This is a genomic window from Micromonospora sp. NPDC092111 (assembly GCF_044755745.1).
Lineage (GTDB): Bacteria > Actinomycetota > Actinomycetes > Mycobacteriales > Micromonosporaceae > Micromonospora.
Genome location: NZ_JBIVRQ010000005.1, coordinates 1 through 26,145, shown reverse-complemented (window position 1 = coordinate 26,145; position 26,145 = coordinate 1). Strand labels below are relative to the sequence as shown.

Annotated in this window: 30 protein-coding genes, 1 tRNA gene and 1 pseudogene; 22 read left to right on the top strand and 10 right to left on the bottom strand. The window is 71.0% G+C overall.

Annotated features, from left to right (window positions below):
* Positions 1–5: 5 nt before the first annotated feature.
* The gene (locus ACIQG9_RS12685) at positions 6–920 is read right to left on the bottom strand and encodes a helix-turn-helix transcriptional regulator (protein WP_400401036.1); all 915 of its coding nucleotides are present in this window, start codon (positions 918–920) and stop codon (positions 6–8) included.
* 155 nt (positions 921–1,075) lie between these two features.
* On the opposite strand from ACIQG9_RS12685, the gene ACIQG9_RS12680 reads away from it, so the two are divergent.
* Positions 1,076–1,852 carry a glucose 1-dehydrogenase gene (locus ACIQG9_RS12680; protein ID WP_400401033.1) on the top strand — a complete coding sequence of 259 codons (777 nt, stop codon included), beginning with the start codon at positions 1,076–1,078 and terminating at the stop codon, positions 1,850–1,852.
* 114 nt (positions 1,853–1,966) lie between these two features.
* Here ACIQG9_RS12680 and ACIQG9_RS12675 read toward each other — a convergent pair whose 3' ends face one another.
* Positions 1,967–2,398 (bottom strand): SsgA family sporulation/cell division regulator, encoded by a 432-nt coding sequence (locus ACIQG9_RS12675; protein ID WP_007457244.1) that lies wholly within the window; start codon positions 2,396–2,398, stop codon positions 1,967–1,969.
* Between the two features lie 294 nt (positions 2,399–2,692).
* Between ACIQG9_RS12675 and ACIQG9_RS12670 the strand changes: the two genes are divergently transcribed.
* Both ACIQG9_RS12670 and ACIQG9_RS12665 read left to right on the top strand, forming a co-directional pair.
* Positions 2,693–3,304: a TIGR02611 family protein gene (locus ACIQG9_RS12670; RefSeq protein ID WP_400401031.1), complete on the top strand. Its 612-nt coding sequence runs from the start codon at positions 2,693–2,695 to the stop codon at positions 3,302–3,304.
* A 54-nt stretch (positions 3,305–3,358) separates the two neighbouring features.
* Positions 3,359–3,430, top strand: a tRNA-Val gene (locus ACIQG9_RS12665).
* 64 nt (positions 3,431–3,494) lie between these two features.
* On the opposite strand, the pseudogene ACIQG9_RS12660 reads toward ACIQG9_RS12665, so the two are convergent.
* The 3 genes and pseudogenes from ACIQG9_RS12660 to ACIQG9_RS12650 form a co-directional block, all read right to left on the bottom strand.
* Positions 3,495–3,926 (bottom strand): annotated as a pseudogene (locus ACIQG9_RS12660) (tyrosine-type recombinase/integrase); the annotation flags it as partial.
* A gap of 710 nt (positions 3,927–4,636) precedes the next feature.
* Positions 4,637–5,218: an HD family hydrolase gene (locus ACIQG9_RS12655; protein WP_400401029.1), complete on the bottom strand. Its 582-nt coding sequence runs from the start codon at positions 5,216–5,218 to the stop codon at positions 4,637–4,639.
* Between the two features lie 510 nt (positions 5,219–5,728).
* Positions 5,729–6,139, bottom strand: a complete 411-nt coding sequence (locus ACIQG9_RS12650) for a winged helix-turn-helix domain-containing protein (RefSeq protein ID WP_400401027.1) — start codon at positions 6,137–6,139, stop codon at positions 5,729–5,731.
* A 155-nt stretch (positions 6,140–6,294) separates the two neighbouring features.
* Here ACIQG9_RS12650 and ACIQG9_RS12645 point away from each other — a divergent pair, with 155 nt between their 5' ends.
* The 4 genes from ACIQG9_RS12645 to ACIQG9_RS12630 all read left to right on the top strand — a co-directional run bounded on the left by ACIQG9_RS12645 (position 6,295) and on the right by ACIQG9_RS12630 (position 9,782).
* Positions 6,295–7,302, top strand: coding sequence for a multiprotein-bridging factor 1 family protein (locus ACIQG9_RS12645; RefSeq protein ID WP_400401025.1), 1,008 nt, complete (start codon positions 6,295–6,297; stop codon positions 7,300–7,302).
* 158 nt (positions 7,303–7,460) lie between these two features.
* On the top strand, positions 7,461–7,610 hold the full coding sequence (locus ACIQG9_RS12640; protein WP_400401023.1) for a hypothetical protein: 150 nt from the start codon (positions 7,461–7,463) through the stop codon (positions 7,608–7,610).
* 142 nt (positions 7,611–7,752) lie between these two features.
* Complete coding sequence (locus tag ACIQG9_RS12635) at positions 7,753–8,088, top strand: hypothetical protein (protein ID WP_400401021.1); 336 nt, start codon at positions 7,753–7,755, stop codon at positions 8,086–8,088.
* A 524-nt stretch (positions 8,089–8,612) separates the two neighbouring features.
* Positions 8,613–9,782 (top strand): helix-turn-helix domain-containing protein, encoded by a 1,170-nt coding sequence (locus ACIQG9_RS12630; protein WP_400401659.1) that lies wholly within the window; start codon positions 8,613–8,615, stop codon positions 9,780–9,782.
* On the opposite strand, the gene cutA is transcribed toward ACIQG9_RS12630, so the two are convergent.
* Positions 9,745–10,080: a divalent-cation tolerance protein CutA gene (gene cutA / locus ACIQG9_RS12625; protein ID WP_400401019.1), complete on the bottom strand. Its 336-nt coding sequence runs from the start codon at positions 10,078–10,080 to the stop codon at positions 9,745–9,747. The two genes, ACIQG9_RS12630 and cutA, sit on opposite strands and share 38 nt — an antisense overlap.
* Before the next feature lie 169 nt (positions 10,081–10,249).
* On the opposite strand from cutA, the gene ACIQG9_RS12620 reads away from it, so the two are divergent.
* The 8 genes from ACIQG9_RS12620 to ACIQG9_RS12585 all read left to right on the top strand — a co-directional run bounded on the left by ACIQG9_RS12620 (position 10,250) and on the right by ACIQG9_RS12585 (position 15,090).
* Positions 10,250–10,423 (top strand): hypothetical protein, encoded by a 174-nt coding sequence (locus ACIQG9_RS12620; protein WP_400401017.1) that lies wholly within the window; start codon positions 10,250–10,252, stop codon positions 10,421–10,423.
* Complete coding sequence (locus ACIQG9_RS12615) at positions 10,420–10,674, top strand: hypothetical protein (protein ID WP_400401015.1); 255 nt, start codon at positions 10,420–10,422, stop codon at positions 10,672–10,674. The genes ACIQG9_RS12620 and ACIQG9_RS12615 overlap by 4 nt, the downstream gene beginning before the upstream one ends.
* Before the next feature lie 265 nt (positions 10,675–10,939).
* Entirely contained in the window at positions 10,940–11,119 is a 180-nt protein-coding gene (locus tag ACIQG9_RS12610; protein ID WP_400401013.1) for a hypothetical protein, read from the top strand.
* The gene (locus tag ACIQG9_RS12605; RefSeq protein WP_400401011.1) at positions 11,116–11,403 is read left to right on the top strand and encodes a hypothetical protein; all 288 of its coding nucleotides are present in this window, start codon (positions 11,116–11,118) and stop codon (positions 11,401–11,403) included. Before ACIQG9_RS12610 ends, ACIQG9_RS12605 begins: the two co-directional genes overlap by 4 nt.
* Before the next feature lie 104 nt (positions 11,404–11,507).
* Positions 11,508–12,641 carry a sensor histidine kinase gene (locus tag ACIQG9_RS12600; RefSeq protein WP_400401009.1) on the top strand — a complete coding sequence of 378 codons (1,134 nt, stop codon included), beginning with the start codon at positions 11,508–11,510 and terminating at the stop codon, positions 12,639–12,641.
* Positions 12,638–13,309, top strand: a complete 672-nt coding sequence (locus ACIQG9_RS12595; RefSeq protein WP_400401007.1) for a response regulator — start codon at positions 12,638–12,640, stop codon at positions 13,307–13,309. The genes ACIQG9_RS12600 and ACIQG9_RS12595 overlap by 4 nt, the downstream gene beginning before the upstream one ends.
* Before the next feature lie 119 nt (positions 13,310–13,428).
* On the top strand, positions 13,429–14,091 hold the full coding sequence (locus ACIQG9_RS12590; RefSeq protein ID WP_400401005.1) for a DUF2306 domain-containing protein: 663 nt from the start codon (positions 13,429–13,431) through the stop codon (positions 14,089–14,091).
* Positions 14,092–15,090: an NAD(P)-dependent alcohol dehydrogenase gene (locus ACIQG9_RS12585; protein WP_400401003.1), complete on the top strand. Its 999-nt coding sequence runs from the start codon at positions 14,092–14,094 to the stop codon at positions 15,088–15,090.
* A 120-nt stretch (positions 15,091–15,210) separates the two neighbouring features.
* Here the strand turns inward: ACIQG9_RS12585 and ACIQG9_RS12580 are convergent, their stop codons facing one another.
* Positions 15,211–15,708, bottom strand: coding sequence for a YcxB family protein (locus ACIQG9_RS12580; protein ID WP_400401001.1), 498 nt, complete (start codon positions 15,706–15,708; stop codon positions 15,211–15,213).
* A 94-nt stretch (positions 15,709–15,802) separates the two neighbouring features.
* Here ACIQG9_RS12580 and ACIQG9_RS12575 point away from each other — a divergent pair, with 94 nt between their 5' ends.
* From ACIQG9_RS12575 to ACIQG9_RS12555, 5 genes are all read left to right on the top strand, one after another.
* Positions 15,803–16,237, top strand: a complete 435-nt coding sequence (locus tag ACIQG9_RS12575) for a VOC family protein (RefSeq protein ID WP_400400999.1) — start codon at positions 15,803–15,805, stop codon at positions 16,235–16,237.
* 189 nt (positions 16,238–16,426) lie between these two features.
* Complete coding sequence (locus ACIQG9_RS12570) at positions 16,427–17,629, top strand: hypothetical protein (RefSeq protein ID WP_400400997.1); 1,203 nt, start codon at positions 16,427–16,429, stop codon at positions 17,627–17,629.
* Entirely contained in the window at positions 17,626–19,182 is a 1,557-nt protein-coding gene (locus tag ACIQG9_RS12565; RefSeq protein ID WP_400400995.1) for a VWA domain-containing protein, read from the top strand. Before ACIQG9_RS12570 ends, ACIQG9_RS12565 begins: the two co-directional genes overlap by 4 nt.
* Positions 19,169–19,933 carry a hypothetical protein gene (locus ACIQG9_RS12560; RefSeq protein WP_400400993.1) on the top strand — a complete coding sequence of 255 codons (765 nt, stop codon included), beginning with the start codon at positions 19,169–19,171 and terminating at the stop codon, positions 19,931–19,933. The genes ACIQG9_RS12565 and ACIQG9_RS12560 overlap by 14 nt, the downstream gene beginning before the upstream one ends.
* Before the next feature lie 145 nt (positions 19,934–20,078).
* A complete protein-coding gene (locus tag ACIQG9_RS12555) occupies positions 20,079–20,582 on the top strand; it encodes a hypothetical protein (protein WP_400400991.1) in 504 nt (167 codons plus the stop codon).
* A gap of 58 nt (positions 20,583–20,640) precedes the next feature.
* Here ACIQG9_RS12555 and ACIQG9_RS12550 read toward each other — a convergent pair whose 3' ends face one another.
* Positions 20,641–22,230: a DUF6194 family protein gene (locus ACIQG9_RS12550; RefSeq protein ID WP_400400989.1), complete on the bottom strand. Its 1,590-nt coding sequence runs from the start codon at positions 22,228–22,230 to the stop codon at positions 20,641–20,643.
* 54 nt (positions 22,231–22,284) lie between these two features.
* Between ACIQG9_RS12550 and ACIQG9_RS12545 the strand changes: the two genes are divergently transcribed.
* Positions 22,285–23,028, top strand: coding sequence for a TioE family transcriptional regulator (locus ACIQG9_RS12545; RefSeq protein WP_400400987.1), 744 nt, complete (start codon positions 22,285–22,287; stop codon positions 23,026–23,028).
* Between the two features lie 106 nt (positions 23,029–23,134).
* Here ACIQG9_RS12545 and ACIQG9_RS12540 read toward each other — a convergent pair whose 3' ends face one another.
* Both ACIQG9_RS12540 and ACIQG9_RS12535 read right to left on the bottom strand, forming a co-directional pair.
* Positions 23,135–24,280 (bottom strand): RNA polymerase sigma factor, encoded by a 1,146-nt coding sequence (locus ACIQG9_RS12540; protein ID WP_400401657.1) that lies wholly within the window; start codon positions 24,278–24,280, stop codon positions 23,135–23,137.
* A gap of 8 nt (positions 24,281–24,288) precedes the next feature.
* On the bottom strand, positions 24,289–24,696 hold the full coding sequence (locus ACIQG9_RS12535; protein ID WP_400400985.1) for a YciI family protein: 408 nt from the start codon (positions 24,694–24,696) through the stop codon (positions 24,289–24,291).
* Positions 24,697–24,902: 206 nt separating this feature from the next.
* Here ACIQG9_RS12535 and ACIQG9_RS12530 point away from each other — a divergent pair, with 206 nt between their 5' ends.
* Positions 24,903–25,703 carry a metallophosphoesterase gene (locus ACIQG9_RS12530; RefSeq protein WP_400400983.1) on the top strand — a complete coding sequence of 267 codons (801 nt, stop codon included), beginning with the start codon at positions 24,903–24,905 and terminating at the stop codon, positions 25,701–25,703.
* Positions 25,704–26,145 lie beyond the last annotated feature (442 nt).

Below are 26,145 nucleotides of genomic sequence, written 5' to 3'. Positions count from 1 at the left end.
TGTCATCATGCCTGCCCGTTGTCGACCGGGGGATCGGCGGGCCGGCGCGGCCGCACGATCCGTTGCGCCGGCCGGTCCCGGCCCGCCCGGAACGCGCCGGGGCTGACCCCGACCTCCCGGGTGAAGAACCGGCCGAAGTTGGTCGGCTCGGGGAAGCCGAGCCGGCGACCGATCCGGGCCACCGGCTCGTCGGTGGCGGCGAGCAGCCGGCGGGCCTGGAGCGCGACCCGCTCGTCCAGCACCTGCTTGGCGCTGCGCCGGGTCACCGCCAGGCAGGCCCGGGTGAGGGTACGCACCGAGCAGCCCAGCCGGGCCGCGTAGTCCTCGACCCGGCGGGTGTGCTGGTAGGCCCGCTCCACCTCCCGACAGAACCGGTGGAAGGTGACCAGCTCGGCGCGGTGCGGGCCGGTGCCGGCCGGCGACCGGCTCGGGTCCGACCCGCCGGGCAGCAGGGCCAGCCGGATGAGCAGCACCGCGAGCTGGTGCCGGAGCAGGGGCCGCGCGGCCGGGTCGTGCCGGTGCCGACGGTGGTCCACCACCAGTTGGGAGACCTCGTTGATGACGGCGTCCTCGTCCTCGCCGGCCAACTGGTGGTGGGTGGGCACGGCGTCCGGGTCGACGTCCAGGCCGTGCAGCGCCTCGGCGGTCCAGCGGATGACGGTCGCGTCGAGCCGCGCGGGGCAGCGCAACACCTGGCCCGGGGTGGCCCGCAGCAGCGTGCCGGGCCGGCAGGACAGCGCGCGGAAGTCCAGCTCGGCGGTGCCGTGGCCGCCGGTGACCAGGACGAGCAGATCGGCGTCGAGCAGGACCGGCCGGTGCCGGCCGACCTCGGCGGCGAGGTCGGCCAACTCCAGGACGTCGATATCGGTGGTGGACAGGTCGGGACGGGTTGCCGGGGAGAGCTGACCGGAAGGGACCATCGTGGTCGACCGTAACCGGCGACGCCAGCCGTCGCATCCCGGCGACGGGACCCTGTCGCGCCCGTGGCCCCGGCGTCCGTGGACGGGGTTGTCCGCCCGCCGAGGCCGGACTACGTTACCGATCGGTAAGGACTGCGACGCGTGATGGGATGCTCATGACGGATCTGTTCTCGGTCGACGGCAAGACGGTGCTGGTCACCGGTGGCTCGCGGGGGATCGGGCTGATGATCGCCCGCGGCTTCGTCCGGGCCGGCGCCACCGTGGTCATCTCGTCCCGCAAGGCGGACGTCTGCGCGGCGGTGGCCGAGGAGCTGTCCGCCGAGGGGCGCTGTGTGGCGATCCCGGCCGACCTCGGCGACGACGCCGGCGCCGAGACGCTCGCCGCCGCCGTCCGAGAGCGGTACGACCGGCTCGACGTGCTGGTCAACAACGCGGGCGCGACCTGGGGCGCGCCGCTGGAGGCGTACCCGCAGAGCGCGTTCGACAAGCTCTGGGCGGTCAACGTGAAGGCGGTCTTCCGGCTCACCACCGCGCTGCTGCCGGCGCTGCGCACGGCGGCCAGCGACGACGACCCGGCCCGCGTGATCAATATCGGCTCGATCGACGGGCTCCGGGTGCCCGCCATGGAGGTGTACGCCTACTCCGCCACCAAGGCGGCCGTGCACATGCTGACCCGCACCCTCGCCCACCAGTTGGCCGGCGAGCGGATCACGGTCAACGCGATCGCCCCGGGACCGTTCGAGAGCAAGATGATGGCCTTCGCCCTGGAGGATCCGGCGTCCCGTTCGGCGATCGAGCAGCAGGTGCCGCTCGGCCGGATCGGCCGGCCCGAGGACATGGCCGGCACCGCGATCTACCTGGCATCGCGGGCCGGGGCGTACCTGACCGGCGCGGTGATCCCGGTGGACGGCGGCATCACGACGCACGGCTGACCGCCGTACCCGGTCGCCGCTGGCCGGCGCCGCGCGGAGTCGGCAGCTCCGCGTGGTCCGGATAGGCGGGAGCCGCGCGGACTCGGCAGCTCCGCGCGGCTCCGGTGAAGCTGGTCAGCGTCCGGCGAGCAGCCGGTTCACCGCCGTGTCGACGTCCAGGTGCTCGGCCTCCCGGCCGCGCGGGACGACGACGTAGGTTCGGCGCAGGAACCGCACCAGCACGCTGCGCGGGACCTCGAACAGGGCGTTGCCGTCGGGCGACGACAGCGCCAGCGCGACGAAGTCGCCGCGCGGGGTGGCCCACGGCCAGACCCGGACGTCCCCGATGCCGGCCGGCTCGTCCAGCCCGGTGACCAGTAGTTCACGGGCGAAGGACCAACTCACCGCCTCGCCACCGGCCGACTCGGCATGGAACAGGACATGGACCGCGTACGGGTCAGCAGGGTCGTAACGCAGGCTGGCACGCACCGGCAAGGCGGTGGCGTCAGGCGCGACGAGCCTTAGCGACGTCTCGACCTCTACGGTCGTCGGTCGGATGACACTCATGGACGTTCTCCCCCCGGCACCGCTGCGGAACGCGCGTGTCCCGCTTTTCCCATACTCAGGTGCTACTGCTGGCTACGCTCCGCCATACGCTGACTTCACCCAGTGGTGGGAAGGGGGTGGGAATCGCCGCGAGAATGTGAGAATTCTTGTAGGATTGCCCGTTCCGCCCAGTGCGGGAGTCCGCCCGAAGTCGGGTGGTTCAGTCGTCGACTTACTCCGGTAACGTCCAGTGGTCTGCGCAAGTGACGGGCCGGGGCGACACTGAGGGGTGAAATGGTCACGAACCGTTCCTCAATGGATGCGGCGGGCACGGCCAACTCGCCGAAAGTAGGGGCCCGAGCAGCCAAAAGGCGGGGTGACGGGGTGTCGATGGAACCACACGACCGGGACGGACGGACGACGTCCGACCCGGCTCGCGCCGGCCGTGCCGGGGCGTCGTCCCGGGGTGCCCGCGACCGGTCCCGGCCCGCCGCCGCCCGATCCGGCGGCACCGCCCTCGCCGACCGCCCCACCGGCTGGCGGTGGCGGATACGCACCACCCTCGACCTGATCCGGGCCAACCCCACCGGCCGGGTCACCCTCAAGATCTTCGTCGCCATCGCCGGGGCGCTGGTGGTGACCCTCGGCGTGGCGCTCATCCCACTGCCCGGCCCCGGCTGGCTGATCGTCATCGGCGGCCTCGCCATCTGGGCCGTCGAGTTCCACTGGGCCCGCCGACTGCTCGGCTTCACCCGCCATCACGTGCAGACCTGGACCCGCTGGGCGGCCACCCGCTCGCTGGCGGTGCGGTTCCTGCTCGGCTCCGTCGGCCTGGTCTTCGTCGCCGTGGTGCTCTGGCTCTCACTCAAGTACAGCCTCGGGATCGACCTGGTGGCCCGGCTGCTGCACTACCTGGCGACGCACTGACCGCCCCCGGGTTTTTGGGTCCGTCGCACGATCAGGTAGAGTCAACGGCGCTGAGGGCGATTAGCTCAGCGGGAGAGCGCTTCGTTCACACCGAAGAGGTCACTGGTTCGATCCCAGTATCGCCCACGCAGGTCAAAGGCCACTTCCCGGCTTCGGGAGGTGGCCTTTCTGCTGTCGTACGACAGCGAAGTACCGCAACCGAGAACCGGGCGTGCCGGAGGATCTGCATGGCGACCCGTGGGTGCATGTCAAGGTCGGCCAGGAGGGTGGCGCAGGTCCGCCGGGCATCGTGGATGGTGATCGGCCGGACTCCCGTCCGGTCGTACCGGGTCTGCCAGGAACGCTGGAAGTTACGCGGCTCGACGGGGGTGCCGTAACGGGTGGTGAACATGAGGTCGCTCTCGTGCCACGCCTTTCCGGCGGCTGCTCGGGACTCGTCGCGTTGGTTCCTCCGCAGCCTGAGTGCGGCCACGCAGATGTCGGGCAGGGGCAGGGTCGCGTCGGACGCCGGGGTCTTGGTGTCGCGGTGCAGGAGCTGCCCGCGTACGCGTTGCAGTTGCCGACCGATGGTCAGCTCACCCACGTCGAGGTCGAGGTCCGCCCAGGTCAGACCGAGGGCTCGTCGACTGGCTTGCCCCGGAGTGATGGCGAGTATCAGAGGTGGTCACTCCAAGTCGGCCCCGAAGTGCAATGGATGCAGTTATCGAGGCGGCATACGTCGATTAGGCCACGGTGGCGCAGCCCGATCCCGGGACAATCCAGCTCCTCGCACGTGCCCGTATCGTCCTCATGGAACAGCACGGTCCCCTCGCACTGCACGGGGATCGGGGTTCCATCGGCCATGCGGCCCATTCACGGCTCCTTCCCTGGGAGGGGACGTGCACAGTCTCCCAGAGCTGGGGCGTGCCCGCTGCGTGCCCGACAGCCGGGTCAACAGGGGTCAGCAACGGGGATCTCCCTGCCCGGACTCTCACCCGCTCTCGGGATGACGAGCCTTATCACCAGCAGGTTTACGATGATCTGTCTGGCGATCAATGCACCTTCCCAAGCTGAGGTGGCTCCGTCAGCCCTTTGGCTTCCACCAGGCCGCGAGCAGCCCGACGACGGCGATGAGGAAGAGGCAGGCAAATCCCGCACAGAGCACCAGGCCGAAGCCGGCGAAGGTCCCGAATTCCACGGGGCCGACTCTAGATGAACCAGCCTCGATCGGTGCCGCCAAGAGGCGCCGGGAGGCTCAGGCTGACTGTTGGCCGGAGTGTGTGAAGGCCCTAGGTTGACCGGGTGACCCCGACTCACCACGCCGTAGAGATGGAAGCACCTGGTGTCTGGTGGTTATGCCGGTGGTGGGGGAGGGGTGAGCCAGGCGAGGGGTTGTCCGGTGAGGGCGGCGTCGGCGAGGCGGTGGGCGCTGGTGGTCTTGAGTGCCGCGCGTGAGCTGTCGATCCAGCGTTGGACGTTGTCGATGCCCTGGTGGCGGTACTCGACTGCTTGGACGAGGCATTCCAGCTTGTCAGCGTCGTGGGCGACGATGGCCTCTGGTGTCTCGCCCGCTTCGTATTCTGCGACGGCGGCGTTGATGAGGTCGGCGACGGCCGGTGGGCATGCGGCGACCTGGTCGGCGGTGATGGTGGTGTTGGGTGCGGCGGTGAGGTAGCGCTTGGCGATGTGTGGGATGTCGGTGATCCGGGTTTCCTGGGTGTCGTGCAGAACGCACAGCATCGACACCCGGGCTGGGTCGGCACCTTCCATGGCGGCGAGCATCATTCCGATGAGCGTGGTCCGGAACGAGTGTTCGGCGATGGATTCGGGGTGCTTGATGCCGGCGAACCACCAGCCGGTGCGGGCGGCGCGTTTGAGTACGCCGGCCTCGAAGATGAAGCTCATGGCTGCGGCGGCGTCGTGGTCGTCGTTCATCTGCCCGTCCCTGTGCCGGTGACTCCGTCTGCTCGCAGGCTGTAGACGATAGAGGTTAATTCCTGCCGGGACTGTGGACGATCCAGCCAGCCAGCCAGCCATGCGATCAGCCATCCCTGGACGCCGAGCACAGCCCCGGCGGCGAGGGCCGCGTATACGCCCACCGCCACCTAAGTTGCATGGTCAAAGGCTGTGGTCACGCCGAAGCAGGCCAGGAAGACAGCTCCGACGATGGCCATCACCAGCTCGGTAACGGGATCGCCCACTGCGGGGCCAGGCTCCTTCGGGCTGGTCCCCCACGGAGTTGTCGTCGTGGAAGTTTCACGGATCCCACGGTGTGCCACGCAACGCTATTGCTGCCGATTGTGCAGATGATGCACGGTCCGAGATCATCGGCCAGTGGCGACTTCCATTTGATGAACAACGGTGGCCTGATCAGTCACAAATCTGACTGAATACCGCCCGATATCAATGCGCAGGATACAAAATCCTGGGATCCATCCTCATCTGTCACGGCCGCCGGTAGACCACCCGGTACCGGTCCGCCGGGAACAAGTCCTGCAAGCCGTCCGGGTGAGTCACCACCACCAGCGGCACACCCTCCGGCACCCGGTACGTCGCTCGTTCCTCGGGGGACGGCATACGGGCTGACACCCAGTCGTCCAGATCCACGACCACCAGCTCCGGCTCCACCGGCATCCGCACCAGGACACCCCGGCCCCGTGCCACTTCCACCAGGCCCTCGTCCCGCAGCAGCTTCACGGCCGCCCTGGCGGTCATCAGCGCCACGTCGAATGTCTGGCTCAAGGCCCGCTCGGACGGCAGCCGGTCACCAGGCTTGAGCAGGCCAGACGTAATCCGGGCGCGCAGGATGGCCGCCAGTTCCGCATAGCCGACCGGCTCCTGCCCGGGGTAGATCACCGCCGCAGGTTAGGTCAGCCTCTCGGGCGACACGGTGGACTAGTCCAGTAGTCCAATCGGGCGCCTGTGTGCCTGCACGGCGTACCGTGCGGGATGGCGGCCCGCCGGGGTAGAGGCCGGCGGGCGCCGCCCAGTCCTCTACCTGGGAGCACCCGATGCCCGCACGCATACGCACTGTCGTCGACCCACGATTCCCCGGCGAGTTGTCCCGGCTGCGCGAGGCCCACGGCATGTCGCTGCGAGACCTGGCCCGACGCGCCCATTACAGCAAGACGTACCTGCACGACCTGGAAACCGGGCGAGCCCGGCCCACGCGTGACTTCGCCGCACGCTTGGACGTCATCCTGGGGGCCGCTGGAGCGCTCGCCGAGATGGTCGTCGACGCGCCGCCGGTGACCACACCCGACGACGATCAGCGGATCGCCCACGTCGTCGCCCATCCCACACACCTCGACGCCACCACCGTGCGTCTGCTGGCCGACGCGCTGGCCGCGCAGCGACGCCTCGACGACGCCATCGCCGCGCCAATGATGTTGTCCTGGGCAGAACCGCAGTGGCACATAGTCCAGCACCTCGCCCGGGCAGCCCGAGGACCGCACGCGACCGGGCTGCACGCCGTGGTGGCGGAGTGGACACAGTTCGTCGGCTGGCTGCACGCCGAGGCCCGTAACGACGTCCAGGCGATCAGGGTGTTGACCGAGGCCGCCGACCAGGCCGACGCGGTCGACAGCGGCCCGATGGCCGCGCAGGTGGAGAACTTCCGCGGCTACCTGGAGCGCCAGCGCGGCAACCCGCGCGGCATCGTGAGGCACTTCGTCGCCGCCTATCACACTCCCGGCGCGTCGGCGCTGCAACGAGTCGGAGACGCGGTGCAGGCCGCGCACGGGTACGCGCTGCTCGGCGACCGGGCCACCGCGACCCGGCTGCTCGGCGAAGCGAGCGACCTGACCACCGCCGCCGAGTCGGAGGCGGCGCCGGCCATCGCGTACTGGTTGTCCCCGACGTTCTGCCAGATGGGCCTCGGACTGGCATACCTGGCACTTGGTGACCGGGCCGCAGCCCGGGACCACCTCCTAGCGGGGCTGAACGGTCTACCGGCCGACCAGCGGGACGCTGAGTGGACGGTGGAGTACCGGTCGGCTGCGGCGCTCGCCACCTGCTGACCTGTCCGGGACCCCGGTTACGGACAGGTGCCGGACGCGTCACCTCTAATCGGATGCGCTCCGTCGTCACAAGATGATTCTCAGTGGCGGCGGTGCGTATCCAGGCTGACGCGATGTGAGCGAACATCGCCGCCCCTCGAAGCGAGGGAGGCGACACCATGCACCTCATCCCCCGGCTGTACCGCTGGCTCACCGGCCGCCAGCCCACCCCGCCGCCCGGCACGGGCCACCGCATCCAGGCGGGCGAGCAGGCCGCCGCGCGCGACCGACTGATCGCCCAAGCCCACCGGCGGAACACCGCCGAGTAGTGAGCATCGCGCTGGCTCTGCCGATCGGCTCGCCTCGGATTCCGCGTACCACAGGCGGGGCATGGCCGCGTCTTGAATCCTCACCTACGCGTGGATACCGTGTGCGACGACGACGTCACCGGCGGAACGGGAGCGCGATCGGGTGCGACGAGCAGAGCATGGCGACGACTACGGGCTGGACGCCGGTGCGGCGTACACGGTCATGCTCGGCTGGCACTTCCTGGTTTTCATCGCTTACATCGTCATCCTTGACCTGCAATCGACAGTCAGGGTGTGGTACGACAACTCGCCGTTTGAAGACATGCTGATCCTCGGCGTCAACACCGCGCCAGCGCTCCTCGGTACCCTGCTGGTCGGGCTGCTCCTGGTCCGGAGCCTTCTGGCGAGCCGGATCAGCTCGGCCGTGGTGCTCGGAACCGCCGCTGCGTCGCCGATGTTCCTGCTCGTGGGGGCGGTCACGGTCATGCACCTGCGATGAGGATCGCTCCCGCCCGGTCGACCTGCCCAACCGGTCGGCGCGGCCACTCTCCAGCCGCCGGCCACACCTGCGGGAGGCGGGGCGGCGAACGACGCCAGCACCCGGCAGTCACGTTCACTCGTCGAGTGCGTGTACCGGTTCAGGGCGGTGGATGTCTGCTCACCCATCACCCTGGCAACGTCGTTTATCGGAACGCCGGCTTGCTTCCGCTTCAACGTCTGAAACCTGGGCTGGGTGACAACTGATGGCGACCCCGGACGTGATCCGGGCGCGCAGGATCTCCGCCAGCTCCACATACAGTAGCCGACCGGCTCCTGCCCGGGGTAGATCACCGCCGCAGGCCAGGTCAGCACCTCGGCAACACGGTGGACCTGTTGAGTAGTCGGGTGTGCTGCTCTGAGGGCACGCAGGGCGTACCGTGCGAGACGGGCGGCCCGTCGGGGTAGAGGCTGGCGGTGCCGCCGATCGGGTCCTCTACCCCGAGAGCAGGCCAAGCCGTGACCGAACCGTCTTTCCCCGAACGGATGCGACAGCTTCGTGACACCCGGGGCCTCTCCCTACGCGAGCTGGCCAAGCTCACCTTCTATGGCAAGACGTACCTGCACGAGCTGGAAACCGGAGCCAAGGCACCCACCACGGCGGTCGCCCAACGCGTGGACGACGCACTCAACGCCGGAGGTGAACTCGTGGCCCTCGGCAGCATCCGAGCTACCATCGGCCGGCGCGAATTCGTCGCTGCCGCCGGAGTCGCCGCCGCGCTGCCGCATACCCTGCTCAGCCACGGCCGGCAAGTCGGCGCGTCCGCCCCGGGACGCCTCGCCGAACGCACCGCCCGACTTCGCCGCCTGGACAACTACCTCGGCGGCGCCGATACCCACCACCTGTACGCGGCGGAAGTCGACTCCACCAGCCGGCTCCTGCAAGAAGGTTCCTACAGCGAAGCCACCGGCCGTCAGCTACTGGCTATTCTCGCCGAGCAGACGCAGCTCGCAGGATGGGCCGCATTCGACGCCGGTCAACACGTCCGCGCCGACCACATGTACCGGACCAGCCTCGCCGCTGCCCGCGACGCGGGCGACCAGGCGCTCACCGGCAACGCGTTCGCGTTCCTTGCCTACCAGCAGACCGTCGGTGGGCGGGCGGTCGACACCGCGACAGCCGCCTGCGCCGCCGCCGACAACGCGACACCGGGGGTACGTGCGCTGCTGCACCTACGGACGGCATGGGCGTACGCCGTCGCCGGTGATGCCACCGCAGCCGACCGGCACCTCGCGCACGGCACCACCTGTCTTACCGAGCACGACGACCGGCCCGAACCCGACTGGGTGTACTGGGTCGACCACGCCGAAGGTGAGATCATGGCCGGCCGTTGCTGGACGGTGTTGCGCCGGCCGGTCCGCGCCATCCCGATGCTGGAGCGGGCAATGGCCCGGTTCGATGACACACACGCCCGCGACAAGGCCCTGTACCTGTCGTGGCTGGCCGACGCCTACCTCGACGCCAACGAGGTGGAGCAGGCGTGCGCCACCGCTACGACGGCGGTGCGGCTGTCCGGGGGTGTCGGGTCGATCCGCCCGGGGCAGCGGCTCGCCGCGCTCCTCAACCGCCTGGAGCCGTACTCCACCCTGCCGGGCGTGGTCGAGCTGCGGGCACTGCTCACGGGAGCTGCTGGCCGTCCGCAGTTGCCCGACTGATCCACGCCAGGTACTCCGGCGAGCCGTACACGATCGGGGTGGCCATGATCTGCGGGTTGTCCCACGGGTGATCTTCGCCAAGCCACGACTCGATCGCGCCGTACAGTTCGATGGTCGTGTACAGGATGACCTGCCACTCTTCGCCGGTGCCCAGCTCGCCGTGGTGCCAGAACACGGTGGCGACTGGCCCGACCACCTGGGCGGACGCGGCGAGCCTGGCCGCCACACCGTCTTGCGCCAGCTTCACGGCGGCGTCGCGGGAGTGAACAGCCGTCCAAACCTGCACGTAGTCGCTCACGGGCACACCCTAGCCGCCGCTGTCCGCGGACAGCGGCGGACGCTCGGCGGACACGGGTCGCCTGTACCTCGGGGGACCACACCGAGAGGCTTGAAGCGGCGGGGGTGCACATCCCGAACGTGATGTGAGCAAACATCGCCGTCCTCGGAGCGAGGGAGGCGACATCACCATGCACCTCATCCGCCGGCTGTACCGCTGGCTCACCGGCCGCCAGCTCAGCCCACCCCCTGGCACCGGCCGGCGCATTCAGGCCCGGGAGCAGGCCGCTGCCCGCGACCGGCTGATCGCCCAGGCTCATCGGCGGAACACCGCCGAGTATCGCTACTCCCGGCCGATCCGGTGAGTACCCTCGCCGATGCTGAGGGGCACCGGGTTCGGCTGGCTGGGCATCAGTGGCAGTCCAGCCCCGGCATCCTCGGCCAGCACCCCCTGACCATCGACCTGGTCCGCGTCCACGAGTCCTGGGAGTTGGGGATGGTGTGGGTGTACGCGCACCTTGTCGAGTGCGGCTGGCCGTCGTCCGACTGCACCGGGCCGTGGTGTCAGGAGTTGCTGGTCGATGCCGCCCTCCTGCTCGACGCCGCGAGCCGATGAGCACTGTTGCCGGGTCGACCTGGCAGCGCTGGTGGCAGACCCTCGGAATCTGTGGCGGTCTGGTCCGAGCTGTGCGACATCCTGCGCTGGCTGCTGCGGCGGGCGGACTCACCACCACCACCCGGCACCGGCCAGCGCCGCCAGGCCGCCGAGCAGGCCGTGGCACAGCAGCGGCGCGCATCTGTCGCTGTGGAGCCGACTTGCCCTGTCGTGCCCGGCACTTGGTCCCGATCAATCGTGGCCATTGGCCGCAGGAAGGTGAGTAGTGAGCGGTAGCCAGGAACAGGCGATCCTCGCGGTGCATGTCCGAGGGCTCGACGGGATGTGTGTCGGCTGCCACCGCTGGTGGTCACGGTTGGTCCCGTATCCGTGCTGGCAGGTGAACTGGGCGACCAGCCGTCAGGCCCGCACGATCACCGTCCAGTTCCTGGGTGGTGCGCGGTGAGCACCCACGGCCCGGTCCTGCCGATCTGGAGCTGTGGCGGCTGCGACCTGCCCTGGCCCTGCCTCACCCGTAAACGGGAGCTGCGGGCGGAGTACGCCGACGCCCCGGTGTCGCTGGCCCTCTACCTCGGCTCCTACCTCGTCCAAGCCGCCGAGGACATGCCCTGGGCACCGGCCGGCGCACTACACCACCGCTTCATCGGCTGGACCAGACAAACGACAGCACCACAGCGGCCAAGTACCGCAACCGTGCCCGCCGAACCAGACCGAGACAGCCGCCGGTAGGCACTTCCAAACTGGCCGGCGCCCGAAGCCGCGATCATGCGGCAGTCCCGAGGCGCACCAGGAGGGTATGGAACGGGTGCGGTGCCCGCCCGTACGATCAGGTGGTGCGCGAGCTGCTGCGGTCCTGGTGGCGTGAGCCTCGCCCGGCGAACCCGCCACGGCGCGGGTGGCGCGACTGGGCGTTGGTGGCCCTGCTCGCGGCGGCGGGGTCGCTGGAAGGGCTCGTCCGGTCGGACCTGCCATCGCCGACCGTCGTGCCGGTTCTGATCGGAGTCGGCCTCACCCCGGTGCTGCTGTGGCGGCGGACCAGGCCGCTGCTGATGACGGTGGTCGCCTTCCCGGCCTGCGCCCTGGGCGAGGTCCTCGTACACGGCGATCTCCGGATGAACACGCTGGCCTTCCTGCTGTTCCTGGTGTTCTCGCTGTCGCGGTGGGGCTCGGGGCGGGAGGCCGCGTTCGGCGCGGCCATCGTCGCCGCGAAGATCACCTGGTCGGCGGCGGTCGGCTACGTCGGCCCCGGGGACGCCCTGGCCGGAGCCGGGGTGATCTCGGCCGCGCTCGCGGTCGGGGCCGCGCTACGGTGGCGGGCCCGGGCTCGCCAACGCGAGTTCGAGCAGGTGAAGTTGCTCGAACGGGAGCGGCTGGCCCGCGACCTGCACGACACGGTCGCCCACCACGTGTCCGCGATGGCGGTCCGGGCCCAGGCCGGGTTGGCCATGATGGAGACGCAACCCTCGGCCGCTGCCGACGCGCTGCGGATCATCGAGGCCGAGGCGAGCCGGGCCCTGGCCGAGATGCGCACGATGGTGCGGGCCCTGCGCCACGACGAACCGGCCGAGCGTCTGCCGACTCCGCGCATCGCCGACCTCCAGCGGCTGGCCGGCCATGCCGATCACGGTCCGGCCGTGGAGGTGGAGCTGGTCGGCGATCTGGATGGACTACCGGCGTCGGTGGCGGCCACGATCTACCGGCTGGCCCAGGAGTCGGTCACCAATGCCCGCCGGCACGCCCAGGACGCGACACGGATCACGGTGCGGGTCGTGGCGGATGAGAACATGGTGCACCTGCGGGTGAGCGACGACGGGGGCGGCCCGACCGCGCGGGTGTCCGGGCGCGGCGGCTTCGGACTGATCGGCATGAGGGAGCGGGCCCACCTGCTCGGCGGCTCGGTCGACGCCGGGCCCGACCGCGACCACGGCTGGACGGTCACCGCCGCGCTGCCCCGGGCTGCGGCATGAGCCGACCCGGGAGCGTGCGGGTGATCGTGGCGGACGACCAGGAGATCGTGCGCACCGGGCTGGCGATGATCCTCAACGCTCAGCCCGACGTCGAGGTGATCGGGGAGGCGGCCACCGGGCAGCGGGCGGTCGAGTTGGCTCGGCGGCTACGCCCCGACGTGTGCCTGTTCGACATTCGGATGCCCGGTCTGGACGGGATCGAGGCGACCCGGCTGCTGGCCGGGCCGGGAGTCGTGGACCCGTTGGCGGTGGTGGTCATCACGACCTTCGACCTGGACGAGTACGTCTACGCCGCCCTGCGGGCCGGCGCCAAGGGCTTCGTACTCAAGGACTGCGGCCCGGCCCTGCTCACCCAGGCCATCCACGCGGCGGCCCGGGGGGATGCCCTGATCGCGCCGAGCATCACCACCCGGCTGCTCAAGGCGTTCGCCGACGCCGGGCCGGCCGCCCCGCCCCGGCAGCCGATCGACCGGCTCACCGACCGGGAGGAGCAGGTGCTGTCCGCGGTGGCCCGGGGACGCACCAACACGGAGATCTCGGCCGAGCTGCACATCACGCTGAGCACGGTCAAGACCCACATCGCCAGCCTGATGGCGAAGCTGGGGGCGCGTAACCGGGTCGAGGTCGCGATGTGGGCGTACGAGACCGATCGGGTGCGCGGCGGCTGAGGCGACCCCCCGCCCAGGACGGCCGCCGAAAGTACGGTCCACGTCCCCGACCATCGGCCGGTTCGCCTGCGGCCCGTGGACCGATGAACCCGCAGACCTCCGATCGCCATGCTCAGGCCATGACGACAAGACGCCGGGACTGGCCCCTCATCACCGGGCTTCTCCTGCTCAGTGCGGTCCCCACGTTCGGCGGCGCGCTGCGGGTGGCCGCCCTCTCCGGCGGGGAGGTGACGCCCGCGAACGAACGCTTCTTCGCCGCGCCGGTCCCGGTGCTGCTGCACATCGTCGCCGCCGTCGCGTTCAGCGTGTTGGGGGCGCTCCAGTTCGCGCCGGGGTTCCGCGCCCGGCACCGGACCTGGCACCGCCGGACGGGGCGGGTTCTCGTCCTGTGCGGGCTCACGGTGGCCGCGACCGGCTGGTGGATGAACGCCTCCTACCCGCTGCCGCCAGGTGACGGTCCACTGCTCATGGCGTTGCGGTACCTGTTCGCGGCGGCCATGTTCGGGTCCATCGCCGCGGGTTTCCTGACCATCCGGCAGCGCCGTATCCGCCAACATCGGGCCTGGATGATGCGGGGCTACGCGATCGGGCAGGGCGCGGGGACGCAGGCCGTACTGCTGTCGACCTGGATGCTGGCGGTGGGTCCGACCACCGAGTTGTCCCGAGCGGCGCTCATGGGTGCCGCCTGGACGCTCAATCTGGCCATCGCCGAATGGCTGATCCGCCGGCGACACCCCGTCCCGGCCGTTCCGACCCGCGCGACGAAGCTTGTGGAGGCGTAGATGAAAGCCATCGTCCACCACCGTTACGGCGACCCGGACGTGCTCCGGCTGGCCGACGTCGAGACGCCCACCCCGACCCGTTCCCAGGTGCTGGTCCGGGTGCGGGCCGCCTCGGTCAACGCCCGCGACTGGCACTTCCTGCGGGGCGACCCCTATGTGGCCCGCCTGGGCGCCCCGGAGCTCGGCCTGCGCGGCCCGAAAGTGACCGTACGGGGCACCGACTTCGCCGGCGTCGTCGAGGCGGTCGGCGCCGACGTCACACACCTCCACCCGGGAGATGACGTGTACGGCGAGGCCCACGGCGCATTCGCGGAGTACGTCTGCGCCCCGGCGCGGGCGGTGTCCACCATGCCGAGAAACCTCACCTACGGGCAGGCGGCGGCGGTTCCCCTCGCGGCGAACACGGCGCTGATCGGGCTGCGCGACCGGGCCCGCGTCGGTGCCGGGCACCGCGTTCTGATCAACGGAGCCTCGGGCGGCGTGGGCACGTTCGCCGTGCAGCTCGCGAAGGCGTACGGCGCCGAGGTGACCGCGGTGTGCAGTGCGATGAACGCCGAACTCGTCGAGTCGCTGGGGGCCGACCACACCGTCGACTACACCCGCGACGACTTCGCCCGCGACCGTGGACGCTACGACGTGGTGCTCGACCTGGTCGGCAACCGGTCACTGGCCGACCTGCGGCGGGCCCTGACCCCACGGGGAACGGTGGTGCTCTCCGGCGGCGGGGTGTCGGGTGGCGGCAGCCTCGTCGGCCCGATGGGCCTGATGGTGCGGGGCACGCTGGTGGCCCGGTTCGTCCGTCACCGGGTGCTCCAGCTCAGTGCCGTCCCCAGCGCCGCGAACCTCGCCGTCCTCACCGAGCTCCTGGAGTCCGGAAAGCTGACACCCATCGTGGAGCGGACGTATCCGCTGGCGGAAACGGCCGCGGCGATCCGCCGCCTTGAGGTGGAACACGCCCGCGCCAAGATCGTAGTTCGTGTCGGGGATCATCCGTGGTGAACGCGGGGCGGGCAGGGTGGGCGGCGCGGGTCGATGCGGCAGCGCGTACACCGTCCGGTCAGTCGACGACCGGCCCGACGAACTCGGGGGTCCGGCCGGCGCGGTCGGTGGGAGACGAGATCAACGGGGCTGGAGCAGCCCACGTCCGGTCATGAAGGCTCGCAGCGTCTCGGCGTCCTCGGCGGACATCAAGCGGCGGGGGATCACGGTCGCCGGCATCCGGCCCACGTACACGATCCAGAACTCCGGGGTGTCCCTCACCTGGGCGACCCCGTCCCAGGCGATGCCGCCGGACTCCGAGCCGCTGCGCATCATGATGTTGTCGTCGGTGATGTCGTAGCCGCCCTCGACGGCGTAGCGACCGGAGCGGCGTCGGGCGCGCCACCGCACCCACGGCGAGTACAGCATCGACAGCACACCAGCCACGGCCATCGACAACCACAGCGGCGAGACCTGCTCGCCCCACGCGAACCCCCACGAGACCGCGAGACCGATCGCTCCGACCGCCGCCAGCACCGCGCCGACGTAGCCGTACCTGCGCAGCCGGACGCTGCTGAGCGCAGCGGCCACGCGGCCGGGATAGGCGGGATCGGCGGGGACGTCGAAACGGATGTGCACGCCAGAACGATAGTGTCCCAGCACCCCGGGCCGCGCCCGACCGGGCCGGTTCCCCGTGGTGACGACGGAAAGACTCCACCTCTATGGTGGACCGATGGCGTCGGTCAGGCAGGTCCAGATCACCTTCGACTGCGCGGAACCCGAGCGCGTCGCTCGGTTCTGGTGCGAGGTGCTGGGGTACGTCGTACCGCCGCCACCGGAGGGGTTTGCCACCTGGGACGATTTCGATCGTGAGCTGCCGCCTGAGCGTCAGGGTGCGGCGTTCGCCTGCGGTGATCCCTCCGGGGTGGGCCCGCGACTGTTCTTCCAGCGCGTTCCCGAAGGCAAGGTCGTCAAGAATCGGCTGCATCTTGACGTACGGGTCGGCACCGGGCTCGTGGGTGACGAGCGGCTGGCCGCCCTTGAGGCCGAATGCGCACGACTGATCGCGCTCGGCGCGGTACGCGTGCGACTGCTGCTTGCCGACGGCTACAACGAGTCGTGCCTCGTGATGCAGGACGTCGAGGGCAACGAGTTCTGTCTCGACTGAGTGGCGGCGGACGCGGCACCCCGTGAGTCGACGGGGACAGGTCGCCCGTGAGTCGACGGAGCCGGTCGCCACCCCGGGCCGGCGGCCCGGAGCGTCCACCGGGAGCGCGCCTGAATCGGCGCGCGTCGCGCTCTTGCCGTGGTTGTTACCCTGTGCGCAGGTGGATCGGGAGCGGACCTGGGGGATGCCGTGGCTCTCGGTAGGTCGGCTGTCGAGGAACCCCGTCTCGCCATCCAGTGGCAGCCCAGCCGGGCATTTCTCGGCGGGCGCTTCCTGTGGTCGATCGTGCCGGTGTCGGTGGTCGCCGCGATCGGATCGCTGATCCTGCTCCTGTCCGGCAACGCCTGGGCACCGCTCAGGCCGATCGCCGTGGTCGAGGGCAGACTGGCCTCCAAATCGGAGTACTTCCTCGACGCCGAGGTCGAGCGGCTGCTGCTGAAACACCACGTCCGGGTCCACATCAGCCGTGGCGGTTCGCGGGACATCGCCACCAACAGCCTCGACCCGTACGATTTCGTGTTTCCCTCCGGGCAGCCCGCTGCGGACCTGATCCTGGCGAGGCTCAAGGATCAGGGCCGCAGCACGACCACCTACAAGCCGTTCACCAGTCCGATCGTCCTGGCCAGCTACCGCGAGTACGCGGAGAGCCTGCAGGCGGCCGGCATCGCCGTCCCGGTGACGGGCGACGCCGGGCCGGAGCTGTACTACCGCCTCGACCTGAAGCGATTTCTCCAGCTCGTCCAGGACGGCCGGCGCTGGAACTCCTTCGGCCGGCTGGCCAGCGCGAACCGGGTCACCGCCTGGACCCCGGACATCTGCCGTGCGAACTCGGCCGCCACCTACATGGCGCTGGTCGCGTTCGTGCGCAACGGTGAGGAGATTCCGAAGGACCAGCGCGCAGCCGAGAAACTGGCCGCTGCGATCGAGCCGCTGCTCGGGGTGATCGGTCTACCGCCGGCCGACCTGATCGAGCCCTACACGTCGCCGGAGGGCCGGAGCCGGCCGATCGTGGTGATCTACGAGCACCAGTACCTGTCGTACCAGTTGCGGTTCAAGACCCACACCGGAAGCGTGGACGCGGACCGGATACTGCTGTATCCGTCGGTCAACTTCCTCACCGAACCTCAGTTCATCCCGCTCACGCCCGCCGGGGAGCGGGTCGGGCAGTTGCTCACCAAGGACCCCGACCTGCGACGGCGGGCCATCGAACTCGGGTTCCGACCTGTCGGCGAGAGCTTCGCCGCCGACGGCGGCCCGCTCCAGCACCACCTCGACGCCCAGGGCCTCCCCCGGCCGCCGGAGGCCGTGCACACCGGCACCACCGCACACTGGCCGCCGTTCGACACGTTGGAGCGGATGATCACCATGACCGGTAACTGTCCTTCGCGATGAGCCGGCACCGGCTCCGACGATGCGCCTCCGCGCTCTGCGCGCTGGCGCTGGCCACCGCCTGCACGCCCGATGTCCCGGCCAGGCCGCCGTTGCGGATCCTGGCCAGCACCGACCTCGCCGACATGCAGCCGATTCTCGACGACCTGCGCCGCGAGACCGGCGTGGCGGTGCGGGTCGACTACCGTCCCGGCGTCGACACGTCGCCACTGCCCACCGCCGACCAGCCGTACGACCTGGCCTGGCTCTCCTCGGGCGGATACCTCCAACTCGTCCTGAACGACCCGGACCACCCCGCACCCGCCCCGATCAGCACACCGATCATGCTCTCCCCGGTGGTTGTCGGAGTAACGCCCGAGGCCGGGGCGAAGCTCCGCCGGCAGGCCGCCGGTGCGCCCCTGACCTGGGCGGACGTCGCTGACGGCGCCGCCGCCGGCACGCTACGGCTGGCGATGGCCGACCCCCGGGGCAGCGGCGCCGCCCTGCCGGCGCTGGTGGGCGTGGCGACCGCCGCTGCGGGCACCGGCGCCGCGCTGCGACCCGAGGACGTCACGTGCGACCGACTGCGCGGATTCCTCAGCGGCCAGACGCTGTCCGCCCCGTCCTCCGCCGCGCTGGTCGACTCGTTCGTGGCCCGCCAGGACGACGTCGAGGCGCTGATCGGGCACGAGGCGACGCTGCTGTCGCTCAACGCCAGCGGGAAGCTGCGGCGCCCCTTGGAGATCGTCTATCCGGCGGACGGGATCGTGCAGTCCGACCATCCGCTCGTACTCCTCGACCAGGCGGAGCGGGCCCGCTACGACACGGTGGTCTCCTGGCTGCGTAGCAACCAGGTGCAGGAACGGATCAGCCAGCGCACGCTGCGCCGACCGGTGAACCCCGCCAGCCGACGCGATCCGCGGCTGACCGGATCGATCGGCACCGCGCTGTACTTCCCGGACCAGCGGGCGGTCGTCGACACGCTGTTGGAGAAGTACGCCGACCCGAAGCTGCGCCGCCCGGGGCGGGTCATCTTCGTGCTCGACTACTCCGGCTCCATGAGGGGGGCGCGGATCTCGGCACTGCGGGACGCCTTCGCCGGGCTGAGCGGGGCCGACCGGACCCACCGGGGCAAATTCTTCCGGTTCTACCGGGGTGAGCGCTTCACGGTCGTCCAGTTCGGCGGGCGGGTACTGCGGGAACGCAACTTCACCGTCGAAAGCCAGCGCGACCTCGATGCGCTGCGCGACTTCGTGGGCTCCGGCCAGTTCGACGCCGACACGGCCGTCTGGTCGGCGCTGTCGCACGCGTACCGCGAGGCCATCGAGAGCGACGGCGACCGGTCCGTGGCTGTGGTGCTGATGACCGACGGTGAGAACAACGCGGGCATCGGTCCGGAGGAATTTCTGCGTACCGTACGCCGAGGAGGCCGATCAGTGCCCGTCTTCGCTATCCGCTACGGCGAGGCCGATCCGGTGGAACTGGCCCGGGTCGCCCGCGCGACCGGCGGTCGGATGGTCGACGCCACCCGCTCGTCCCTGCTCGACGCGTTCGGGGACATCCGTGGCTGCTACTGATGCTCTCTGGTGGCAGGTCTGGGGCTCCTGGAGCCTGCTGTGGTCCGCGACGGCGCTCTGTTGGGTCGGCGTCGCGCTGCTGCTGGTGGGGCGCTGGCGCACGCACCGGCGCCGGCCCCGCAGCCTGGACGTGGCCTTCTACCTGAACACCAAGGCCATCATGGGCATGTATCAGCAGTTGCGATACAAGCCGGCGCTGGAGCGGGCCGTCCGGGAGGAGATCACCCGCAGCACGAACGCCGAGGTCCGGGCGGCGTTCGCGGGGCTCACCGACGCCGCGCTGACCCGACAGGTCGACCGCAACGTGTTCCACGAGTACATCGAGAAGGACGAGCCGATAACGGTCGTCGGCATCATCATGGACGTGCTGGAGAAGGCCGGCGATGTCGCGTACGTCGATCTGGAGCGGCAGACCGTCACCCTGCCCCCGATGCTGGCCCGGGACCTGTCCCGCGACCATTCGGCGGGGGCGCGCGGCGCGGTCCGACTACGCGACCTGGATCAGTTCGTGCTGATCAGGGGCGTGTACCGCAAAGGTGGCGACGACCCGAGGACGCTCACCTTCCAGGCGCCGTACGGGGAACCCGACGACCCGTCCGCCGCGCCCCGCGTACGGGTCGACTGCGACGACGCCGACCTGCGCTTCCGGGTGCCGAACGGGCCCTTCCGAGCCCGCTGCCTGGGGCGGGTCGAGAACTGGGACGACCGGGCCGGCGAGATCGTCATCGATCCGCTGGCGATCTTCAAGTGACCGCCCCGGCCAGGTGCGGTGCGACGACGGCGGGAGTCTGATCGGATGCGGTCCACCATAGGTGAACGCAGGGGAGGAGTGCGGAGCCGGAGATCCGGCGATCCGGCTGACTCCGGTGACCGTCCAAAGCGGTGAGAATCGTGGCATGAACAGCGCTCGGTTCCACGCCCCCCTCCGCAGCCTCGTGGGGCTCGCGGTGGCGTCCCTGGTGATCGCGGCGATCATCATGCTCGCTCCGCATCCGGCGGCGCCGCAGCAGGCGTGGCAGCCGCCCGCCAGTTACGCCGTGGTCTCGACGGTCGCGCTGGACGACGGTCGTACGCTCCGGCTCTGGACGGGATCGTCGGGCTGGTACGTCGAGAGCCTCGCCTCCGGCCGTCACGAGGCGGCCGTCGGCGCGACCAGCGGCGGTGCCGAGCACACGGTCAGCGAGACCCTCGGTGGTCTCGTCGGCTACCTGCCCACCCGGGACGCGCGGACCGTCGTGGTCGGCGCACCCGCCGGCGTCCGGGCGGACGTCCACGCCCAGATGTTCCTGGTGCCCGCCACCGCCGTCGACGCCGTCGACGACACCGTCCTGCTGACTTCTCTGGACGCAACGGGCAGGACGCTCGCCCGCACCACCGTCGAGATCACCGGACGCGAATGACCCGACCCCGCCGCGCGGAGAGGGGAACCCCGTCCGCGCGGCGGGTGGTCAAAGGCCCTCAGCCCTGCTGGTCGGTGGCCCGGCGGGTGGCGCGGTCGTGGCGGGCGACTGCTCGGGCGTGGGCGATCGCGACCAGCCGGTCGATCTCGGGCAGCATCTGTGGGCCGGGCATGACGATGCTGCCGAAGCCGTGGAGCGCGTAGCCCGGATGCGGCACGAGAGTGTCCAGCCGGGCGAAGTCGAATTCGTGCCGGTGCTCGTCGAAGTCCCTGGGTGGGAAGCCGAACAGTCTCTCGAACTCGGCCCGGCCCAGGTCCAGGTTGAGGCGGAAGACGCCGGGGCGGTCGAGTTGGGATGCCTCGTCGAAGCCGGGCACGTCGTGTTCGACGATGGTGGCGAACGGCTGTCGACGGTCCGGACCGACGTAGAGGAACCGGTCGCCCCAGGTGCCTTCCGGTGATCCGTTCTCCTCGCTCGCCACGAGCTGCTCGACGCCGGGCAGCGTGCGGATCCGATCGGCGAGCATGGCCGGGCCGGTGCCGGTCGGGACGTGCAACAGCGCGTCGGCGTGCTCGACGGTGGCCTGGTCCAGCGGGAAGTAGCGGTAGTCGTGGGTCCGCTGCTCGCCTCGCTCCACCTCCGTGGCCCGGACGTATCGGGGGAGGCGGGTCGTCTGCTGGAGCTTCCCCTCGTACGTCGACGGGTCCGGTGCCCCGATGCCGAGCGCGGGACTGGCACCGAGGCTGCCGGCGATCACCGCGTACCGGTCGCCGAGCAGTGATCCGACGATCGCGCCCGCGCTGGACCACGACAGCTCCATCCCGGCCATCGTCATCGTGCTCGGCTGGCGCTGGAGATGCCGGTTGTGCGCGAAGACCAGCGTCGGACCACGGTGCGCCTCGGCCGAGCGGATCGCGAGCAGGTTCTCGGCCATCAACGCGTCCCGGACCCCGACCAGGCGGGCGACACGCTCGGGCTGCGGCAGCGGTGCGGCGGCTGCCGCGTGGTAGCGCAGCACCGCGACCGCGGAGGTCGCCTGCACGAGCGCCGCCCGCCAGCCATCGGGCCGCCGGGGCGCCTGCATGAACAGTTCGGTCAGCAGGTCGTCGGCGATCACCCGCAGGCGCTGGGCGTCGGCCGAGCGCCCGATCGACCTGCCCGGCTCCCAGATCGCGGCCGGATCGCTCCACCGCTCCTCGGCACCGACCAGTTCGCCGATCTCCGCCGATCGGTGGGAGCCGAGGAAGTCACAAACCTGGACCAGATAGCGCCGCGGACTCGGGGCGCCGGCGATCTCCAGCGGGGCGTCGAAGCCGTGGAACGTCAGGTGCTCGGAAGCCGGCCGCCCGGCGTTCCACTCGCGCATCCACAGCAGCAGGTCGCGGTTGGCCGGGGCGACACCCCACTCGTGGCTGAACCCCTCGGCGAGCGCGCGGTCGAGCGTCACGGTGGCGGAGCCTCGGACGAACTCGTCGGCGACCAGCGCGGCGGCCCGGTCGATCTCCAGCGCGATCGACCGGTAGCCACGCTCGCACAGCGACGCGAAGGCCCCGTTGCGGAGCTGGAGGAAGGCGGACTCGCCATGGGTCGGCTCGCCGAGCGCGAGCAGGGTCGGCGGTACGGCAAGCAGGTCGAGGAAGAACGTCACCCCATTGACCGTATCGTTGCATCACCCGTTGAGACTTTCGACCGATCGAGCGCGATGACAGCCATGAAAACCTCAAACACCGGGGTACGCCGGCCGGCCGACCTCGCGCGGGCGCACGGCCTGTCCACACAGACCGTGCGCAACTACGAGCGGGACGGCGTCCTACCGTCGGCCGAGCGCAGCTCAAGCGGCTACCGACGGTTCACCGAGGTGCACGCGAAGGCGCTGAGCGCCTACCTCGCGCTGATCCCGGGCCACGGCCACGCGGCCAGCGGCGAGATCATGCGCGCCGTCAACCGGGGCGAGATCGACACCGCGTTGTGCGCGATCGACCGCAGCCATGCCCTGCTGCAACGCGACCGAGAGACCCTGGACGCGGTCGAGGTGGCCGTCGCGGTACTCATCGGCACGGAGCGCAGACCGCAGACCCGGAAGGCCGTGCCGATCAGTGCCCTGGCGCACCGGCTCGGCGTCCGACCGGCGACCCTGCGCAAATGGGAGCGGGCCGGGATCCTCCAGCCGGCACGCGATCCGGCGACCCGCTACCGCGCCTACTCGCCGGACGACGTCCGCGACGCCGAACTCGCACACCTGCTGCGCCGTGGCGGGTACCGGCTCGACCACATCGCCGGCGTACTGCGTCGGGTGCGCGACGCCGGCGGCACGGAACCACTCGCCGCGTCCCTGCGCCAGTGGCGGGAACGGCTCACCGAGCGCGGCAGGGCGATGCTCACCGGCGCCGCCCGGCTCGCCGACTACCTCGACATCGGCAGCGGGCCCACCGTGCCGCCGCGCTGACCCTCGACCGGCGGGAAGACGCCGCCTGACCCGGACCGCACCCGGGCGGCCCTCGCAGCACGATCGCCCGACACCTGGCCGGGCGGGTTCCACGTGGCGTGACCCGTCAGCGCCGCCGGCGGGCGTTGAGCCGGGCGGCCTGGCGGGTCAGGTGGTCGCGCTCGGCGAGGTTGGGGGCCCGGTGGGCCGCCTCGGCGTACAGCCGTGCCGCCGTCGCCAGGTCGCCGTCGCGCTCGTGGAGGTACGCCGCCACCGCCGCGTGGCGGGGCAGTGAGTCGTCCAGCGCCGCGAGCGCCGCCAGCCCGGCGCGCGGTCCGTCGGCCTCGCCGACCGCCACCGCGCGGTTGAGCCGGACGACCGGGCTGCCGGTGAGGCGCGCGAGTTCGTCGTACCACTCGACGATCTGCACCCAGTCGGTCTCCCCGGCGGTGGGCGCGTCGGCGTGCAGTGCCGCGATGGCGGCCTGGGCCTGGAACTCGCCCAGCCGGTCCCGGGCGAGGGCCGCCTGGAGGATCTGGACGCCCTCGGCGATCGCCCTGGTGTCCCATCGGCGGCGATCCTGCTCGGCGAGCGGCACCAGGCTGCCGTCGGGCGTGGTGCGGGTGGCGCGCCGGGCGTGGTGGAGCAGCATGAGGGCGAGCAGCCCCGCCACCTCGGGATGGTCGATCGCCGCCGCGAGCTGCCGGGTGAGCCGGATGGCCTCGGCGGCGAGGTCGACGTCGCCGGAGTAGCCCTCGTTGAAGACCAGGTAGAGGACGCGCAGCACGGTGGCGACGTCGCCGGGCTGGTCGAACCGTACTCCGGAGACGGTGCGCTTGGCCCGGCTGATGCGCTGCGCCATGGTCGCCTCGGGCACCAGGTAGGCGTGGGCGATCTGGCGGGTGGTCAGCCCGCCGACGGCGCGCAGGGTGAGCGCGATCGCGGACGACGGCGTCAGCGACGGGTGGGCGCACAGGAAGTAGAGCTGGAGCGTGTCGTCCACCCCGGGGGCGGGCCCGGGTGCCGGCTCCTCGTCGACGAGGTCCTCACGCCGGCGGCGGGCGGCGTCCGACCGGGTCGTGTCGAGGAACCGGCGCCAGGCCACGGTGACCAGCCAGCCCTTCGGGTCGCGCGGCGGGTCGGCCGGCCAGACGCGGACCGCCTCGACCAGCGCGTCCTGCACGGCGTCCTCGGCCGCCGCGAAGTCGACTCCACGGCGGACGAGGATCCCGAGCACGCTCGGCGTGAGGCTCCGGAGCAGGGCCTCGTTCATCCGAGAGGTCACTCCGTGATGGTGGGCGGCGCGGCCAGGAACGGGCGCACCTCAAGCCACTCGTGGATCGGCTTCCCGCCCGCCCCGGGGGCGGCCGACAGGTCCCCGGCCAGCTCGACGGCGCGCTCGTAGCTGTCGACGTCGATCACCATCCAGCCGGCGATGAGGTCCTTGGTCTCGGCGAACGGGCCGTCGGTGACCGGCGGGCGCCCCTCGCCGTCGTACCGGACGAACGTCCCCTCGGGGGCGAGCGCCTGACCGTCGACGAACTCGCCGGTCCCTTCGAGCCGGGCGGCGAAGTCGTTCATGTACTGCACGTGCGCCGAGATCTCTTCCGGCGTCCACCGGTCCATCGGCACGTCGTTGACCGGAGCCGGAGCGCCGCGGTAGTGCTTGAGCAGCAGGTACTTGGCCATCTTGGTTCTCCTCAGTGCTGGTGCGACCCATCATGGTCACGTTCACCGCGGTGACGGAGCCGATCACCAGTTCTCGACATCGTGTCGATCTCTATGCTCGCCGGATTCCGCCTACCGCCGGGCCGGTCCGGGGTTGCGTACGGTACGTGACCGGGCGCTGGGGGATAGGGCGCGACGGATCAGCATGGCGCGGCTACGGTGTCGACGTGCGCATCACCGGCCCGGACGTCAAGGCCGTCACCGAAGTCGCATACCAGCAGGCGCGTTCCGGAGGCGGGACCGAAACGGTGCGGCTGCCGGTGGGCCGCCTCGGGGTCGCCGCCGTGCCGGACGGCTGCGACGCGGTGGTGGTGACCGGCGACCTGCAGGGCGTGGCCCCCTCGCCGTGGGGCGGCGCGCCGGTACTGCTGGGTGTGGCGCTGGCCGACTATCTGCACGTGTGGGCCGACCAGGGACTCCTGCCGCCGCCGCAGCGCGTCGTGGTGGTCCTCGCCGGTGATCTGTACTCGTCGCCCCGGGCGGATCGTCGGGGCGCCTCCGGTGAGGTCGACGACGTGTGGCTGGCGTTCGCGGCGGCCGGGTGCCCGTCGGTGCTAGGCGTGGCCGGCAACCACGATGTCGTGTCCGCCGACGATCTCCGTGACCTCGGCCCGGCCGCAACCCTGCTGGACGGCACCTGGGTCGACCACGGAGGTGTCCGCTTCGCCGGCGTGAGCGGCATCGTCGGCGACCCGCACCGGCCGGGACGCCGCAGCGAGGGCCGGCAGCTCGCTTCGATCGACGCCGTGCTCGCCGACAGACCCGACGTACTGGTCCTGCACGAAGGACCCGCAGGCGACGGGATCGGCCAGGCCGGCAACCGCGCTGTCGGCGCGCGCCTCCGCGCCCACGCGCCAGCTCTGACGGTGTGCGGCCATGTCCACTGGGATGAGCCCCTTGCCCGCCTCGGCGACGGTCACATCCTCAACGTCGACGGTCGAGTGGTTCTCCTGACTCCTGCGCCGTGACCACCCCTGTCGAAGGTTCGAGGGTTCGCCTTCGGGTTGCGCGGGGGCGACCCGTCGCCCGGGCGGTGCCGGCCGCGCCGGCTGCGGCCGGTGACACAGCCGACCGCAGGCGTTGGCCGAGCGGGGCAGGGCGGCCGGCCGGCAAAGGCCCCGGCCGACACAGCTAGCCGGGCCACCGCGGCGCGGGCGCCCTTCTGCGGGTCGTGATCGCGGGGTCACATCCCGTTAACATCCGAGATCCGCCCAGGCTGGCTGCCGCGTCGAGCGTACGCAGGTCAGCGGCGGGATCCCGGCTTCCGCCGGCCGCCATCCCCTGGTCGGACAGTGGGACGTTGGCCCCCGTTCAAGGTCAAGTCCTTGGACGTGGTGTTTGCGGTTGAGCGTGATTCCTCGTTGTTGTTAGGCGCTGAGCGCTGGTAGGTCGTTGGTGTCGGTGTCCTGT